The 16,175-nt window shown below is 33.8% G+C and carries 17 protein-coding genes and 1 other annotated feature; all 17 genes read right to left on the bottom strand.

All coding sequences use genetic code 11. From position 1 onward, the window contains the following. Positions 1-19: 19 nt before the first annotated feature. The gene (gene rpoB / locus KI230_RS02660; protein WP_000918667.1) at positions 20-3,571 is read right to left on the bottom strand and encodes a DNA-directed RNA polymerase subunit beta; all 3,552 of its coding nucleotides are present in this window, start codon (positions 3,569-3,571) and stop codon (positions 20-22) included. 214 nt (positions 3,572-3,785) lie between these two features. Further along, positions 3,786-4,394 carry a class I SAM-dependent methyltransferase gene (locus tag KI230_RS02655; protein WP_023913388.1) on the bottom strand — a complete coding sequence of 203 codons (609 nt, stop codon included), beginning with the start codon at positions 4,392-4,394 and terminating at the stop codon, positions 3,786-3,788. A gap of 174 nt (positions 4,395-4,568) precedes the next feature. Continuing rightward, positions 4,569-4,937, bottom strand: a complete 369-nt coding sequence (gene rplL, locus KI230_RS02650; protein WP_001273586.1) for a 50S ribosomal protein L7/L12 — start codon at positions 4,935-4,937, stop codon at positions 4,569-4,571. 42 nt (positions 4,938-4,979) lie between these two features. Then, positions 4,980-5,480, bottom strand: a complete 501-nt coding sequence (gene rplJ, locus KI230_RS02645) for a 50S ribosomal protein L10 (protein ID WP_001273085.1) — start codon at positions 5,478-5,480, stop codon at positions 4,980-4,982. A 37-nt stretch (positions 5,481-5,517) separates the two neighbouring features. Then, positions 5,518-5,664: a sequence feature (ribosomal protein L10 leader region), on the bottom strand. Positions 5,665-5,751: 87 nt separating this feature from the next. Continuing rightward, a complete protein-coding gene (gene rplA / locus KI230_RS02640; RefSeq protein ID WP_001074619.1) occupies positions 5,752-6,444 on the bottom strand; it encodes a 50S ribosomal protein L1 in 693 nt (230 codons plus the stop codon). A 207-nt stretch (positions 6,445-6,651) separates the two neighbouring features. Then, entirely contained in the window at positions 6,652-7,074 is a 423-nt protein-coding gene (gene rplK / locus KI230_RS02635; RefSeq protein ID WP_001085792.1) for a 50S ribosomal protein L11, read from the bottom strand. Between the two features lie 180 nt (positions 7,075-7,254). Beyond that, a complete protein-coding gene (gene nusG, locus KI230_RS02630; RefSeq protein ID WP_001288302.1) occupies positions 7,255-7,803 on the bottom strand; it encodes a transcription termination/antitermination protein NusG in 549 nt (182 codons plus the stop codon). Positions 7,804-7,815: 12 nt separating this feature from the next. After that, on the bottom strand, positions 7,816-7,998 hold the full coding sequence (gene secE, locus KI230_RS02625; RefSeq protein WP_001074473.1) for a preprotein translocase subunit SecE: 183 nt from the start codon (positions 7,996-7,998) through the stop codon (positions 7,816-7,818). 55 nt (positions 7,999-8,053) lie between these two features. After that, positions 8,054-8,197, bottom strand: coding sequence for a 50S ribosomal protein L33 (rpmG, locus tag KI230_RS02620; protein ID WP_001788193.1), 144 nt, complete (start codon positions 8,195-8,197; stop codon positions 8,054-8,056). A 114-nt stretch (positions 8,198-8,311) separates the two neighbouring features. Beyond that, complete coding sequence (locus KI230_RS02615) at positions 8,312-8,881, bottom strand: sigma-70 family RNA polymerase sigma factor (RefSeq protein WP_045176736.1); 570 nt, start codon at positions 8,879-8,881, stop codon at positions 8,312-8,314. Positions 8,882-8,961: 80 nt separating this feature from the next. Next, entirely contained in the window at positions 8,962-9,486 is a 525-nt protein-coding gene (locus KI230_RS02610) for an NYN domain-containing protein (RefSeq protein ID WP_000664738.1), read from the bottom strand. Further along, positions 9,486-10,232: a 23S rRNA (guanosine(2251)-2'-O)-methyltransferase RlmB gene (rlmB, locus tag KI230_RS02605; protein WP_000390332.1), complete on the bottom strand. Its 747-nt coding sequence runs from the start codon at positions 10,230-10,232 to the stop codon at positions 9,486-9,488. Before rlmB ends, KI230_RS02610 begins: the two co-directional genes overlap by 1 nt. A gap of 7 nt (positions 10,233-10,239) precedes the next feature. After that, a complete protein-coding gene (locus tag KI230_RS02600; RefSeq protein WP_000370182.1) occupies positions 10,240-10,644 on the bottom strand; it encodes a Mini-ribonuclease 3 in 405 nt (134 codons plus the stop codon). Continuing rightward, a complete protein-coding gene (cysS, locus tag KI230_RS02595) occupies positions 10,637-12,037 on the bottom strand; it encodes a cysteine--tRNA ligase (RefSeq protein WP_000631963.1) in 1,401 nt (466 codons plus the stop codon). The genes KI230_RS02600 and cysS overlap by 8 nt, the downstream gene beginning before the upstream one ends. Further along, the gene (cysE, locus tag KI230_RS02590; protein ID WP_001805237.1) at positions 12,021-12,668 is read right to left on the bottom strand and encodes a serine O-acetyltransferase; all 648 of its coding nucleotides are present in this window, start codon (positions 12,666-12,668) and stop codon (positions 12,021-12,023) included. Before cysE ends, cysS begins: the two co-directional genes overlap by 17 nt. A gap of 422 nt (positions 12,669-13,090) precedes the next feature. Further along, a complete protein-coding gene (gltX, locus tag KI230_RS02585; RefSeq protein WP_001283792.1) occupies positions 13,091-14,545 on the bottom strand; it encodes a glutamate--tRNA ligase in 1,455 nt (484 codons plus the stop codon). A gap of 556 nt (positions 14,546-15,101) precedes the next feature. Continuing rightward, positions 15,102-16,175: a PIN/TRAM domain-containing protein gene (locus tag KI230_RS02580; protein WP_001028376.1), complete on the bottom strand. Its 1,074-nt coding sequence runs from the start codon at positions 16,173-16,175 to the stop codon at positions 15,102-15,104.

Genomic DNA, 16,175 nt, shown 5'->3' with positions numbered 1-16,175 from the left:
CTGTTTTGTAAATTGCGTATTAATCAGTAACTTCTTTTTGTGTTTCAGGAGCATCATTTTGTTGTAAATCTACTTTACGTTCTACAACATCATCGTCATCAACGTCTGTCATTTCGATTTCATTATCTTGCTCATCCATAACTTTTACATCTAAACCTAAACTTTGTAATTCTTTCATCAATACTCGGAATGATTCTGGAACACTTGGTCTAGAGATGTTTTCACCTTTAACAATAGCCTCGTATGTTTTCACACGTCCTACTGTATCATCGGATTTGTAAGTTAAGATTTCTTGTAATGTGTATGCAGCACCATATGCTTCAAGTGCCCATACCTCCATCTCACCGAAACGTTGTCCACCGAATTGCGCTTTACCTCCAAGTGGTTGTTGTGTAACAAGTGAATATGGTCCTGTTGAACGCGCATGTAATTTATCATCAACCATGTGCGCAAGTTTCAACATGTACATTACACCTACTGAAATACGGTTATCGAATGGTTCACCTGTACGTCCATCATAAAGTACAGTTTTACCATCACGAGCCATACCAGCTTCTTCAATTGTTGACCATACATCGTCATCGTTTGCACCGTCAAATACAGGTGATGCAACGTGAATACCAAGATTTTTAGCAGCCATACCTAAGTGTAGCTCTAATACTTGTCCGATGTTCATACGAGATGGTACACCAAGAGGGTTTAACATGATATCGATCGGACGTCCGTCTGGTAAGTAAGGCATATCTTCTTCAGGAACAATCTTAGAAATGACACCTTTGTTACCATGTCGACCACACATCTTATCACCAACATGAATTTTACGTTTTTGAACGATGTATACACGTACTAATTGGTTTACACCAGGTGATAATGTATCGTCGCCTTCTTCGCGATTGAATACTTTTACATCAAGAACGATACCGCCAGCGCCGTGAGGTACACGTAATGAAGTATCTCTAACTTCACGTGCTTTTTCACCAAAGATTGCATGTAACAATCTTTCTTCGGCAGTTAACTCAGTTACACCTTTAGGCGTTACTTTACCAACTAAAATATCTCCATCTTTTACTTCTGCACCAATATAAACGATACCACGATCGTCTAAGTTCTTAAGTGCACTTTCAGAAACATTAGGAATATCTCTTGTGATTTCTTCAGGTCCTAACTTAGTATCACGTGCTTCTGATTCATACTCTTCAATATGAATAGAAGTATACACGTCATCTTTCACAAGTCTTTCACTCATGATAACGGCATCCTCATAGTTGTAACCGTCCCAAGTCATGAAACCAACTACTACGTTTCTACCTAATGCCATTTCTCCTAATTCCATAGATGGTCCATCTGCTAAAATCTCGTTATACTCAACAACATCTCCAACTGCAACGATTGGACGTTGGTTGTAACATGTACCTGAGTTTGAACGTTTAAATTTAGCTAATGGATAGCGATCTAATTCACCTTCATGCTCAACGCCGTTCTCTTCAACTAGACGACGTACAAGAATTTCATTAGATTCAACATGTTCAACACGACCTCTGTGCTTAGCTGTAATAGCTGCACCAGAATCACGTGCTGCAACGTGTTCCATACCTGTACCAACAAATGGTGCTTCTGGATTCATCAAAGGCACTGCTTGACGTTGCATGTTCGCACCCATCAATGCACGGTTTGAGTCATCATTTTCTAAGAATGGAATACATGCTGTCGCTGCTGAAACAACTTGCTTCGGCGATACATCCATATAATCCATTTTTTCTTTAGCCATAACTGTGTTGTTACCACGGAAACGACATACAACTTCATCATCCATGAAACGACCATTTTCATCTAATTTAGAGTTTGCTTGTGCTACAACATAGCTATCTTCTTCGTCAGCTGTTAAATAGTCAATTTGATCAGTGATAGCATGTGTATCTAAATCAACTTTACGATATGGTGTTTCAATAAAGCCGAATTCATTTACACGTGCATAACTTGATAATGAGTTAATCAATCCAATGTTTGGTCCCTCAGGTGTTTCAATTGGACACATACGGCCATAGTGAGAGTAGTGAACGTCACGTACTTCCATTTGAGCACGTTCACGTGTTAAACCACCAGGTCCTAATGCTGATAGACGACGTTTATGCGTTAACTCAGCTAATGGATTTGCTTGGTCCATGAATTGTGATAATTGAGAGCTACCAAAGAATTCTTTAATAGATGCAATAACAGGTCGAATATTAATTAATTGTTGAGGTGTGATAGACTCAGTATCTTGAATTGACATTCTTTCACGTACAACTCTTTCCATTCTTGATAAACCGATACGGAATTGGTTTTGTAGTAATTCACCTACAGAACGTAAACGACGGTTACCTAAATGGTCAATATCATCTGTATATCCAATACCGCTTAATAAGTTAAAGAAGTAACTCATTGAAGCAATGATATCTGCTGGTGTAATGCATTTAACTTCTGAGTCAGGGAAAGCATTACCAATTACAGTTGTCGTACGACCTTCATCATCGTTAGGAACATATACTTTAATTGATTGAATTTCTACTGGCTCGTCTATAACGCTACCATGCAATTCAAACACTTCGCTGTTTGCATTTGATTCAAGTACATCCATGATTTCGTCGATTTTACGACGATCAAGCACTGTACCTTCTTCAACTACAATTTCACCAGTTTCAGTATTTACAATTGGCTCAGCTAATTTTTGATTAAATAAACGATGTTTTAAATGTAATTTTTTGTTTGTTTTATAACGACCCACGCTTGCTAAGTCATAGCGTTTTGGATCAAAGAAACGTGAATACAATAGACTTTTAGCATTTTCAACAGTTGGTGGTTCACCTGGACGTAAACGTTCATAGATTTCTAATAACGCTTGTTCAGTGTTTTCAGTGCCGTCTTTCTCTAAAGTATTACGTAAATATTCATTGTCACCTAAAAGGTCAACAATTTCTTGGTCGCTTGAGAAACCTAATGCACGTAACAATACTGTTAATGGTAGTTTACGTGTTCTATCAATACGTACGTATACAACATCTTTAGCATCTGTTTCATATTCTAACCATGCACCACGGTTTGGAATAATTGTTGCATCATAGTTTTCACGACCATTTTTGTCGATTTTTTCATTGAAATAAACGGATGGTGAACGAACTAATTGAGATACGATTACACGTTCTGCACCATTGATAACGAACGTACCTGTATCAGTCATTAATGGGAAATCACCCATAAAGACTTCTTGTTCTTTAACTTCTCCTGTTTCTTTAATGATTAGACGCACTTTTACACGAAGAGGTGCAGCATAAGTAGCGTCACGGTTTTTAGATTCTTCTAAATCATATTTTGGTTCTCCTAAACGGTAATCCACAAACTCTAATGACAAATTACCAGTAAAATCTTCAATTGGAGAAATGTCTCTAAACATTTCGATTAAACCTTCTCTTAGGAACCACTCGTAAGATTTAGTTTGAATTTCTATTAAGTTTGGTAATTCTAATACTTCTGAAATTCTCGCGTAGTTTCTACGTTTACGATGTCTTCCATATTGGACAACTTGACCTGCCAAACAGATTCACCCCTCAAAAATTATGTGATCCGCTTTTAGCTAAATATCATAAGCATATTAATAAAAAGACAAAAAGAAAACGGCAACACTAATGATGACACCATTTTCGATTCTATATTTATTCTTAATTAACTTATCTATTTAACGTAAAAGTACACACTTATTGAACATAAATTTTTATATTATATAACTATAACAGAATATCCATTTCATTTCAAGCTTTTATACTTCTCAGAATATAATATCCTTTATCTTTATTTACCACTTCTACATTTCCAAAAAGTTCATTCATTCTTTTCTTTGCAGATGGCATACCTTGCTTCTTCTGAATTACAACGAATAGTTCACCGTTCGAGTCTAATCTATGTAATGCTTGCTCGAATATACGATGCACGGTTTCTTTCCCTGCTCTTATTGGTGGATTGGTTAAAATAAAATCAAAACTTTTGTCTTCCACAGCAGACAAAGCATCACTTTCCTTTACGATCACATTATCAATACCGTTTAATTTTTGGTTTTTTTCAACTAAGGCTAGCGCTCTGTGATTAACATCTAGCATCGTAATTGAATGATGTGGTGATACTTTAGCAATCATCAAACCAATTGGTCCGTAACCACAACCAACATCGGCAATTCGCTTACTTGGACCAGGTGGATGCGCTTTTAAAAAAGTTTGAACAAGAACATCTGAACCATAATCTACTTTATCTTTCGAAAACACTCCATTATCAGTTATTAAATCAATTTTATGATGGTTTAATTGATATTGAATACGTTGTTCATTGCTAATTACACTTGGATCTTCATCGTAATAATGACTCATTATTCCACCTCATCTTCACTTTGTAACTCGTCATTATAATTATAACATTTCACTCAGTCTTTAAATGAATAAAACCCCGTTATCAAAATAACGGGGTTTTAACTTCTCAAAGAATCATTATATTATAGCAATACTTGCTATAAAACTTTGATTATTAAGTTTAAGATACTTGAATTATTTTAATTCTACAGTAGCTCCAACTTCTTCTAATTGTTCTTTAAGTTTTTCAGCTTCTTCTTTAGGTAAAGCTTCTTTGATTACTTTAGGAGCTCCGTCTACTAATTCTTTAGCATCTTTTAATCCTAAACCAGTTGCTTCTTTAACAGCTTTAACAACTTTGATTTTAGATGAACCAGCTGAAGTTAACTCAACGTCAAATTCAGTTTTTTCTGCTGCAGCGTCAGCGCCACCAGCTGCACCTGCTACTGCTACTGGAGCAGCTGCAGTTACACCAAATTCTTCTTCAATTGCTTTTACTAAGTCGTTTAATTCTAATACTGACATTTCTTTAATCGCTTCAATGATTTGTTCATGATTAGCCATTTTATAATTCCTCCATTATTTTTAATTTTTTTACGCTAAAAATTATTCAGCGTTTTCTTCTTTTTGTTCTCCAATAGCTTTAACCGCATAAGCGAAGTTGCGTACAGGAGCTTGTAATACTGATAAAAGCATAGATACAAGACCATCGTGTGAAGGTAATGAACCAACAGTTTTAACTTCTTCTGCTGTAATAACATTGCCTTCCATAACGCCTGATTTAATTTCTAATGCTTCATGATCTTTAGCAAATCCAGAAATTACTTTCGCTGCAGCTACAGCATCTTCACTTGAAGTTGCAATAGCAGTAGGACCTGTTAAGAATTCATCTAAGCCTTCGATACCAGCTTTTTCAGCTGCACGACGTACCATAGTGTTTTTGTATACTTTATACTCAACACCAGCTTCACGTAATTGTGAACGTAAGTCAGTAACTTCAGCTACTGTTAATCCACGGTAGTCAACGATTACTGTTGAAACTGAATTTGATAGTACCTCAGCAATTTCATCAACTAGTTGTTTTTTAGCTTCAATGATAGCAGACATTCAGACACCTCCATTTAAATTTTTGGTGCTTTTTTTAAAATTAATAAAAAAAGCACTTTCTACCCACGGCAAAAAGTGCTTGAAAGATCATAGATCATCACGTTCAAGTCAATTTTAGCCTCGGCAGGATAAATTTTAAGTTATAAATAACTCCTACTGTCTTAGGTAAAATAATCACAATAAGTAATATAACTTGGAAATTACTTATTGTCAATATATTTTTACAGACTGAAAGATATTTCTTTCAGCCTGTAATTGTTTATATCATTTATTATTTGAAACTTGCAGTATCAATTTTAACTCCAGGACCCATTGTTGTAGTTACAGCAACAGATTTGAAGTATGTACCTTTAGCAGATGATGGTTTAGCTTTAGCTAATACATCTTGTAAAGTATTGAAGTTTTCAATTAATTGTTCATCAGTAAATGAAACTTTACCAATTGATGCATGTACGATACCAGCTTTTTCAGCACGGTATTCTACTTTACCAGCTTTGATTTCTTCAACAGCTTTTTTAACATCCATTGTTACAGTTCCAGTTTTAGGGTTTGGCATTAAACCTTTTGGTCCTAATACACGACCTAATTTACCAACTTCACCCATCATGTCTGGTGTAGCAACTACTACATCGAAGTCGAACCAACCTTGTTGGATTTTTTGAACGTATTCTGCTTCACCTACATAGTCAGCACCTGCTGCTTCAGCTTCAGCAATTTTGTCACCTTTAGCGAATACTAATACACTTTGTGATTTACCAGTTCCGTTTGGTAATACAACTGCACCACGGATTTGTTGGTCATTTTTACGTGTATCAATTCCTAAACGGAATGCAACTTCAACAGAAGCGTCAAAGTTAGCAATGCTTGTTTCTTTAGCTAATTTAATTGCTTCTTCAACACTGTAGTGCTGAGTACGGTCAACTTTACTAGCTGCTTCTTGATACTTTTTACCTTTTTTAGCCATTTATAGTTCCTCCTTTAGTGGTTTTAGCGGAATTTCCTCCCACATTACTTGCTATATGCAAGTTAAGAGCAGACAACAGAAGAATTAATCTTATGAATAAATCAATCATTAATCTAGTCATTCAGATTATATTTATAATTCATCATTATTATCTCTGTTATCTGCTTCATCGTTTAAATCATGTAATCAAATTTAATATTCGTAAAATTATTCTACAACGATACCCATACTACGTGCAGTACCTTCGATAATACGCATAGCTGCTTCTTCGTCAGCAGCGTTTAAGTCTTGCATTTTGCTGTTAGCAATTTCGCGTACTTGATCTTTAGTTACTGTAGCAACTTTAGTTTTGTTTGGTTCGCCTGAACCTTTTTCAATACCAGCTGCTTTTTTAAGTAATACTGGAGCCGGTGGAGTTTTTGTAATAAATGTAAATGAACGATCTTCATAAACACTGATTTCTACCGGAATAATTAAACCTGCTTGATCTTGAGTACGTGCATTGAACTCTTTACAGAATCCCATGATGTTCACACCTGCTTGACCTAATGCTGGACCAACTGGTGGTGCTGGATTCGCTTTACCTGCAGGAATTTGTAATTTAACAACTTTATCTACTTTTTTAGCCACGATGTGCACCTCCTTGATATCGTGATGTGGTCACAGGGCTCAGTTTTGCCCTCCCACTCTTAACATTTCGTGACGAAATGGGCGCTCTAAAAGCGCGACCACATAATTTTAACACTTTTCTAATTAAAAAATCAATACTCTTTTTTATCTTTTGGTTAGTTTAATAACTTTAATTGTTAATTAAAGCTTTTCTATTTGATCGAATTCAACTTCTACTGGTGTTTCTCGGCCAAACATATCTACTAATACTGTTAGCTTAAACTTATCTGTTTCAATTTCTTGAACTTCACCAACTTGATTCGCAAATGGACCTGATTTAATACGAACTTGCTCGCCAACTTCGAGTTCAACATCGATAGTCTTTTCTTTAAGACCCATTTGTTTTAAGATGAAGCGAACTTCTTCTGGTAACAATGGATTTGGCTTAGACCCTGCACCTGCAGAACCTACAAAACCAGTAACGCCTGGTGTATTTCTTACCACATACCATGATTCATCTGTCATGATTAATTCCACTAAAACATATCCAGGGAATGTTTTTTTAACAGTCGTTTTAGCTTTGCCATCTTTTACTTGAGTTTCTTCTTCTTCCGGTATGACTACTCTAAAGATTTGTTCAGTCATATTCATAGATTCTACTCTTTTTTCTAAATTCTTTTTAACTTTATTTTCATATCCAGAATATGTATGCACTGCATACCAACGCTTTGCGCCAACTTCTTCAGACATGTCTTCACTCCTCTAACCAAATAATAAATTTTTCAATGCTGTAATTCCTAAATCTAAGGCATAGAAAAAGACTAAGAAGAATATAACAGTAGAAACTACAATTACAGTATATTTAAATAGCTCTTCTTTCGTCGGCCAACTTGTTTTTTCCATTTCAGACTTAACGCCTTTAAAGAAACTTTCTTTTTTAGCCATCTGCTCAACCTCCAAATCCTTTGAACATATTATCAAAGTATTATTTCGAATGTATTTATTTCGATTCTTTATGAATTGTGTGCGCGTTACATTTTGGACAATATTTCTTTAAGGTTAATCTTGTTGCCGAGCCTTCTTGCTTAGGAACATTATAATTTCTATTGCCACAAGCTTCACAATTTAAAGGTATTTTTCTCACAATAATTCACCTTTATTCATTATAATACCAGTATACTATACATAAAATTTATAACAAATGTCAAACCATCAGTAAGTAACACGTTATAATTCAATTCACGTCCTAAGGCGCTTTTCAAATCATTTTGAAATAACGTTTTATTTTATTTTTACATCGTTGTATGGCATTATAAATCACTTTCTCTTTTACATGCATCAATTGAGCAATTTCTCTCGGCTTATATTGTTCACACATTAAATACATGACATCTTTTTCAAATGCACTCAAATACTTATACTGACGAATCAACTCTTTAATTGCTAATTTATTCAAATAATTGTTTTCAACATCATAACGCTTTATTGCACATGGATACGTAACTCTATATTCATTAATCAAATTATCCATTCTTTTATTTGTAGCTAAATATTTTCTCAAATAATCATACTTTACAGACGTAATTAAACATTGAACATAATTTGTGAAAGGCTGCTCTCCACTAAAATCAAATGTTTGGACCGACCTATACATCCGTATAAGTATTTCTTGATATAAGTCTTCTAAATCATAATGATTAAATCCAAATGTTTTGATGCGTCGAATAATTAATGGTTGTAGATCCATTACTAACTTTTCGAAGTCTTTATCATTTATTGCATTGTTACGTTTGATTGTACTGTCTTGAGTTGTCAAATCGTATTTCAAATATTAAACTAACCCCTTCTATCTAAAATTTAAGGTTAGTTTAATATTGTTACATTCAAAATTTCAAGATGACGGAAATGTCATTTCTTATGATGTCCTCTTCGTATTTTTTCAAATTCTGCAAGGATTTCAGAAGATAACGGAATTCGAGTTCTTGGCTTGTTTTCACTTATATCATCTAATGATTTACTCACATCAATTTCATTTTCTTTTAAATCTCTCCACATTTCGCGAGATGATATTCTATATGCACCTGATCCAAAGATAGCATGTTGCTCACTCATATCACTTGTTACAACTGTAATATGCTTAGTATGCTTGTCATAAAGTTCATAAACATAACGTTCTATGAAACTATCAGCTGTTTCTTTTTCCTTGGTAAAAATCGTTTTAACGCCATGATACATGTATTCTCTTTCAACACCCGATTGGTCATAAGCATCGAAAACACAAATAATTTCATCTGAAATAACTGCATTATAATTTGCAATTGCATCTATTAATTGCATTCTAGCTTCTTCTAAATTCTCTTTTGCAATGGCGCTTAGCGTTGGTGATTGTCCTATCATATTGTATCCATCAATGATTAAGTAACGTTCTTTCATTATATTTCTCCAACATCATGTCTTTTTCGAAATACTTCGTACATCATTAAACTTGCTGCAACCGAAGCATTCAAACTGTTTACATGTCCAACCATTGGAATCTTAATATAAAAATCGCATTTATCACTTACTAGGCGACTCATACCCTGTCCTTCGCTACCAATTACAATAGCCAATGACATGTCCGCTTCTAGATTTCTATAATCTGTTGCATTATTAGCTTCAGTGCCAGCTACCCAAAAGCCATTATCTTTTAGTTCATCGATAGTTTTAGCTAAATTTGTCACTCGAATAACTGGTACATGTTCAATTGCACCTGTTGAGGCTTTTGCAACTGTTTGCGTTAGTGTAACTGAACGACGTTTAGGAATAATAACACCATCAACTCCCGTTGCATCGGCTGTTCTTAAAATTGATCCCAAGTTATGCGGGTCTTCTAAGCCGTCTAATATAAGTACTGTCGATAAACCTTCTTTTTCTTTTTGCTGTTTTAAAAATTGATCGAAGTCAGCATATTCATATGGTGCAATAAGCGCTGCAACACCCTGATGTGGTGCATTTGCTAAAAAATCTAATTTAGATTTTGGTACAGTTTGAACAATGATTTTTTGATCTTTTGCATTTTTTAAAATTTCATTAATTTGTTGCTTTTTAATACCTTCTTGAATCAATATCTTATTTATCGGATGCCCAGTAATAATCGCTTCTCTAACAGCATGCCTACCAACAATAACCGTATCTTCCACATCGTCACTACCTTTCGTTTACTATTGTTATTATTTTATTTAATAATGCCTCTAATCGTTCTTCTCTTTTTTCTAAATAAAGAAAACCTATCACTGCTTCTATCGCTGAACTTTTACGATATGTTTGAACATCAGTGTTTTTAGCTTTAGTATGACTTTTCGCGTTACGCCCTCGCTTCAAAATATCCATTTCTTCGTCTGTAAACCATTCTTGCTCCATTAAATATTCTAACGTTTGCGCCTGACTTTTGGCAGATACATATTTTTTAGACATTTGATGTAGTTTATTAGGCTTACTTTTAAGCTTTAAAACGATATAGGTACGTACATATTGATCTAAGACTGCGTCTCCCATATATGCTAAGGTCAATGGATTCAATAATTTAATGTGATTATCTTGTTGATTATCCACGTTTAAATCTAACCCCTTGAGGTGTGTCTTCTAATATAATGTTTTGTGATTTCAGCATGTCTCGAATTTCATCTGCTCGTGCAAAATCTTTGTTTTTCCTTGCTTCATTACGCTCTTCGATTAATTTTTCAACATCTTCATCCAATAATTCATCTGCATTTTTAGATTTTAACGGTACACCTAAAACATCGCTGAAAATTTGATAAACTGCTTTAAATTTATCAATTACTTCTGTTGATGTTGTGTTCTCTAGTACATATTTATTCGCAAGTTTTGCTAAATCATACCAAGCTGTAATTGCATTAGCTGTATTAAAATCATCATTCATAACTGTTTCAAAACGATTTAAAATCGCATCAATTTGATCAATATATGTCTGTTGATTTTCAATATTAGTAGCAATTTGTGCGCGCTCTTCAATTAATTGATAACTATTGCGAATACGCTCTAGTCCACTACGTGCTGATTCTACCAATTCTAGATTATAGTTAATTGGGCTTCTATAATGTACGCTAATCATAAAGAATCTTAGTACATCTGGATCAACTTCTTTAATAATATCGTGAACTAAAATAAAGTTGCCTAGTGATTTACTCATTTTTTCATTATCAATATTAATGAAACCATTATGCATCCAATAATTAGCAAATGGCGCATGATTATGTGCTTCTGATTGTGCTATTTCATTTTCATGATGTGGAAATTGTAAATCTGAACCACCCGCATGTATATCAATTGTAGGTCCTAGCTCATGAAATGCCATTACAGAACATTCTATATGCCATCCTGGTCTACCTTCACCAAATGGGCTATCCCAACTAATCTCGCCAGGCTTCGCTTTTTTCCACAATGTAAAATCAAGTGCATCTTCCTTATGCTCTCCTGCATCTATACGAGCACCCACTTTTAAGTCATCTATGGATTGATGACTTAATTTACCATAACCTTCAAATTTACGTGTTCTAAAGTAAACATCGCCACCACTTTCATATGCATAACCTTGATCCACCAAATCTTTAATAAATTGAATAATGTCATCCATATGGTCCATTACCCTTGGATTTGAAGTCGCTTTTCTAACATTTAACGCACCAACATCTTCATGAAAAGCAGCGATATATTTTTCTGCAATTTCGGGAACAGACTGATTTAATTCTTGAGAACGTTTAATTAATTTATCATCTACGTCTGTAAAATTTGATACATATTCTACATTATATCCTTGGTATTCAAAGTAACGTCTCACTACGTCATAATTAATTGCTGGTCTTGCGTTACCAATATGAATGTAGTTATATACAGTAGGACCACATACATACATTTTTACTTTCCCTGGTTCTATAGGCTTGAACACTTCTTTTTGACGTGTAAGCGTATTATATAATGTAATCATCTTGAATCTCTCCATTCCTAGTCTTTTCAAGTTGTCGTTCTAAATGCTTAATTTGTTCATAAATTGGATCAGGTAGATGGCGATGATCAAATGTTTTTCCAACTCGAACACCATCTTGCTTAACAATATGTCCTGGTATACCAACAACCGTTGAATAGCTTGGAACTGATTGTAAAACAACTGAATTTGCACCAATATTTACATTTGAATTTATTTTAATATTTCCTAAAACTTTCGCACCCGCTGCTATTAAAACATTGTCTCCTATATCTGGGTGTCTTTTCCCTCTTTCTTTCCCTGTCCCACCAAGTGTCACGCCTTGATAGATTGTCACATTATCACCAATTGTACATGTTTCTCCTATTACAACGCCCATACCATGATCTATAAATAGACGCTTTCCAATTTTAGCACCTGGATGGATTTCTATACCTGTGAAAAATCTTGAAATTTGAGATATCGCGCGTGCTGCAACATATTTTTTTTGGTTGTATAACTTATGTGCAATCAAATGACTCCAAACTGCATGTAAACCTGCATACGTTGTAATGACTTCTAATGTTGAACGTGCCGCTGGATCCTGCTCAAATACCATTTTTATATCGTCTCTCATTCTTTTTAACAAGATCATTTCCTCCTCAATGATTGAACTACGTAAATACATAATTGAAGTACCTGCGAAATTAAATATCAAAAAAGCACCACTAACATACAAATTGTATTGTTAGAGGCGCTTCCGCACGGTTCCACTCTGAATTTAGCGAATAACATTAATAATATTGCGGGCGCTTCCAAATTATCAAGGAAACTAAGTCAACTTAATGCTCATCACTCTCATTATATATTTAATTCATTTTACGAAGGTGCATTCATTAATTTCTACGTTGTACTCACAGCAACCGTACACTCTCTGCATCGTATAAATTTAATTACTAATCCTTCGTTTTATATAAAATACTTTATTCATATTGTTGTAATTTGTTAATACAACTTTATCATATGTGGTTACGTTATAAAATTCAAGTATATACTACCTTGATCTTGTCTATTTCATTACTTATATTGTTTTAAACGGTTTAGCACTTTTTCTTTACCAAGTACTTCAATTGTATTTGGTAATTCAGGACCATGCATTTGGCCTGTTACAGCAACACGAATAGGCATAAATAATTGCTTGCCTTTTATTCCTGTTTCTTTTTGAACTTCTTTAATTGTCTTTTTAATTTCAGCCGCTTCAAATGGTTCAAGTGCTTCTAATTTACTGAATAAGTGCGTCATTAACTCTGGTACTTGCTCTCCATTAATCACTTGTTGTTCTTCTTCACCAAGAGCTGGCATTTCTTTAAAGAACATTTCTGATAAAGGTACAATTTCACCGGCATAACTCATTTCTTTTTGATAAAGCGCAATTAATTTGCGTCCCCAAGATAAATCCTCTTCTGACGGCACCTCAGGAATCAAATTCGCTTTAATTAAATGAGGTAATGCTAATTGGAATACTGTTTCAGTATCTTTTTGTTTCATATATTGGTTATTAACCCATGCTAATTTTTGCTTATCGAAAAATGCTGGTGATTTTGACAAACGCTTTTCATCAAAGATTTTGATAAATTCTTCTTTAGAAAAGATTTCTTCTTCACCTTCAGGAGACCAACCTAATAACGCAATAAAATTAAATAACGCTTCAGGTAAATAACCTAAGTCACGATATTGCTCAATAAATTGTAAAATTTGCCCATCACGTTTACTTAACTTTTTACGTTCTTCATTAACAATTAATGACATATGACCAAAACGAGGTGGCTCCCAGCCAAATGCTTCATAAATCATAATTTGTTTAGGCGTGTTTGAAATATGATCATCACCACGAATTACATCTGAAATTTGCATGTAATGATCATCTATAGCTACTGCAAAATTGTACGTTGGAATGCCATCTTTTTTTACGATAACCCAGTCACCAATACCATTTGAATCAAATGAAATATTTCCTTTTACCATATCATCAAATGAATACGTTTGGTTTTGAGGTACTCGGAAACGAATTGATGGTTGGCGTCCTTCTGCTTCAAATTGTTGACGTTGTTCTTCAGTCAAATGCGCATGTTGACCACCATAGCGAGGCATTTCACCACGAGCGATTTGCGCTTCACGTTCAGCTTCTAATTCTTCTTCTGTCATATAGCATTTATATGCTTTATCTTCTGCTAGTAACTGATCTATTAATGGTTGGTAGATATGTTGACGTTCAGATTGACGATATGGTCCGTAGCCATTGTCTTTATCTACAGACTCATCCCAATCTAATCCTAACCATTTAAGATTATCAAATTGTGATGTTTCTCCATCTTCTAAATTACGTTTTTTATCAGTATCTTCAATTCGAATCACAAAATCTCCGTTGTAATGTTTAGCATACAAGTAATTGAATAATGCTGTTCTTGCATTACCAATATGGAGATAACCAGTTGGACTTGGTGCATATCTTACTCTTATACGATCGCTCATTTTTTTCACTCCTAAATTAAATATCAGATTTTCAAGTTAGTTCATATAAATTGTTCATTTGCTATCTTCGACCGTCATAACAAATGTCTAACTCGTCTTATTGTTAAAACGAAACAATGCTTTTTAACATGACCTTAAAATAATTTCATTGTTTAATCATAACATAATTCCCTGGGTAATATGCTTAAATTTTAAATAGAAAGCTGTTGTTTTTTCAACACTTTAAAAAAGCTATCCCTAAGAATCAAGACTGCACTACATAAACATTTCAACGACTTAAAAATGAATATTATGTACTGTGAAATTAAACTTCAAATTAACTATTCAAATACGTTAAAATTGATTCTAATTTTGTATGTCTTGATTGCTATAAGAATAACTTTATTAATATCTAAAATTTAACACTTAATGAACTTGTTTCAATGATATATTAGCACTATTTGTATTTTTTGATAACTAATATGTTTTGCATTTATTTATAGTTATACTTCAAATTACAAACTTCGCCATTTCATATACCTTTTAATATCTATTTTGTTTTCGTCAACTACAGTTTTTATAATGATACTGTATCTTCGATTTTTTTAGCAAAAACAATTCTTCCTGAAGATGTTTGCAATAAGCTGACTACTTCTAAATTGACATGACTGCCAATAAGATTTTTAGCATTATCAACAACTACCATCGTACCATCATCTAGATATCCTACTGCCTGACCAGGCTCCTTACCCATTTTTGTCAGTAAAATATGCAGTTGATCACCTTGATGTACATTAGGTTTGATTGCTTCTGATAAATCATTAACATTTAATGCTTTGATACCATGTACATGACAAACTTTATTTAGGTTGAAATCTGTCGTTATAATACTTGCATGATATTGTTTTGCTAGCTTTAATAGCATTGTATCAATATCACTATGTGTTTTAGTTGGATGTATGACCTTTGTAGGATAATCTAAATCATACAATTCATTTAAAATATCTAAGCCTCTTTTACCCTTTTCACGTTTAACACTGTCATTTGAATCTGCAACAATTTGTAATTCATTAATAACACCTTGTGGAATTAAAATATTGCCATCGATAAAACCGCAACGAATGACTTCTAAAATACGACCATCAATAATTGCGCTTGTGTCGATAATTTTTGGCGTAGCACTTTTAGTATGTTGTGACATGGAACGCGCTATATTCTCAGGTAAAAACATTAACATTTCATCTCGTTTTTTAAGGCCAAATTGGAAACCGAAATAACATAGTAATATCGTAATTATGACAGGAATGAAATGATTAAAAATAGAGTTACCAATTGATTCTAATATAAACGACACCATAACAGAAATAAGTAATCCGATTATTAAACCTATTGTTGCGAATAGTATTTCAACAGCACTTCTACGCATAATAAAATGTTCTAAACCTTTTATAGCGTTAGTAACTCGTCTAATAAATACACCAAAAATTAAGAACATAAAAATACTACCGATAATGCCATCTACATAGTGATTTTTTAAAAAGCTGGAGTTTTGTAATCCAAGATCATTTGCAATTTCAGGAATAATAATTATTCCTAATGCGCTCCCAATAATTAAGTAAATAATAATAACCATTAGTTTAACGATATTCAC

Source organism: Staphylococcus sp. MZ3, assembly GCF_018622755.1.
Lineage (GTDB): Bacteria > Bacillota > Bacilli > Staphylococcales > Staphylococcaceae > Staphylococcus > Staphylococcus aureus.
This window is presented reverse-complemented; position numbering and strand designations above follow the sequence as displayed.

What these genes read in the sequence shown, in the direction of transcription:
- KI230_RS02655 (WP_023913388.1), bottom strand. Translation starts at nt 4,394, where the DNA reads ATGAGTCATTATTACGATGAAGATCCAAGTGTAATTAGCAATGAACAA.
- rplL (WP_001273586.1), bottom strand. Translation starts at nt 4,937, where the DNA reads ATGGCTAATCATGAACAAATCATTGAAGCGATTAAAGAAATGTCAGTA.
- rplJ (WP_001273085.1), bottom strand. Translation starts at nt 5,480, where the DNA reads ATGTCTGCTATCATTGAAGCTAAAAAACAACTAGTTGATGAAATTGCT.
- rplA (WP_001074619.1), bottom strand. Translation starts at nt 6,444, where the DNA reads ATGGCTAAAAAAGGTAAAAAGTATCAAGAAGCAGCTAGTAAAGTTGAC.
- nusG (WP_001288302.1), bottom strand. Translation starts at nt 7,803, where the DNA reads ATGTCTGAAGAAGTTGGCGCAAAGCGTTGGTATGCAGTGCATACATAT.
- secE (WP_001074473.1), bottom strand. Translation starts at nt 7,998, where the DNA reads ATGGCTAAAAAAGAAAGTTTCTTTAAAGGCGTTAAGTCTGAAATGGAA.
- KI230_RS02610 (WP_000664738.1), bottom strand. Translation starts at nt 9,486, where the DNA reads ATGAAAGAACGTTACTTAATCATTGATGGATACAATATGATAGGACAA.
- cysS (WP_000631963.1), bottom strand. Translation starts at nt 12,037, where the DNA reads ATGATTACATTATATAATACGCTTACACGTCAAAAAGAAGTGTTCAAG.
- cysE (WP_001805237.1), bottom strand. Translation starts at nt 12,668, where the DNA reads ATGATCTTGTTAAAAAGAATGAGAGACGATATAAAAATGGTATTTGAG.
- gltX (WP_001283792.1), bottom strand. Translation starts at nt 14,545, where the DNA reads ATGAGCGATCGTATAAGAGTAAGATATGCACCAAGTCCAACTGGTTAT.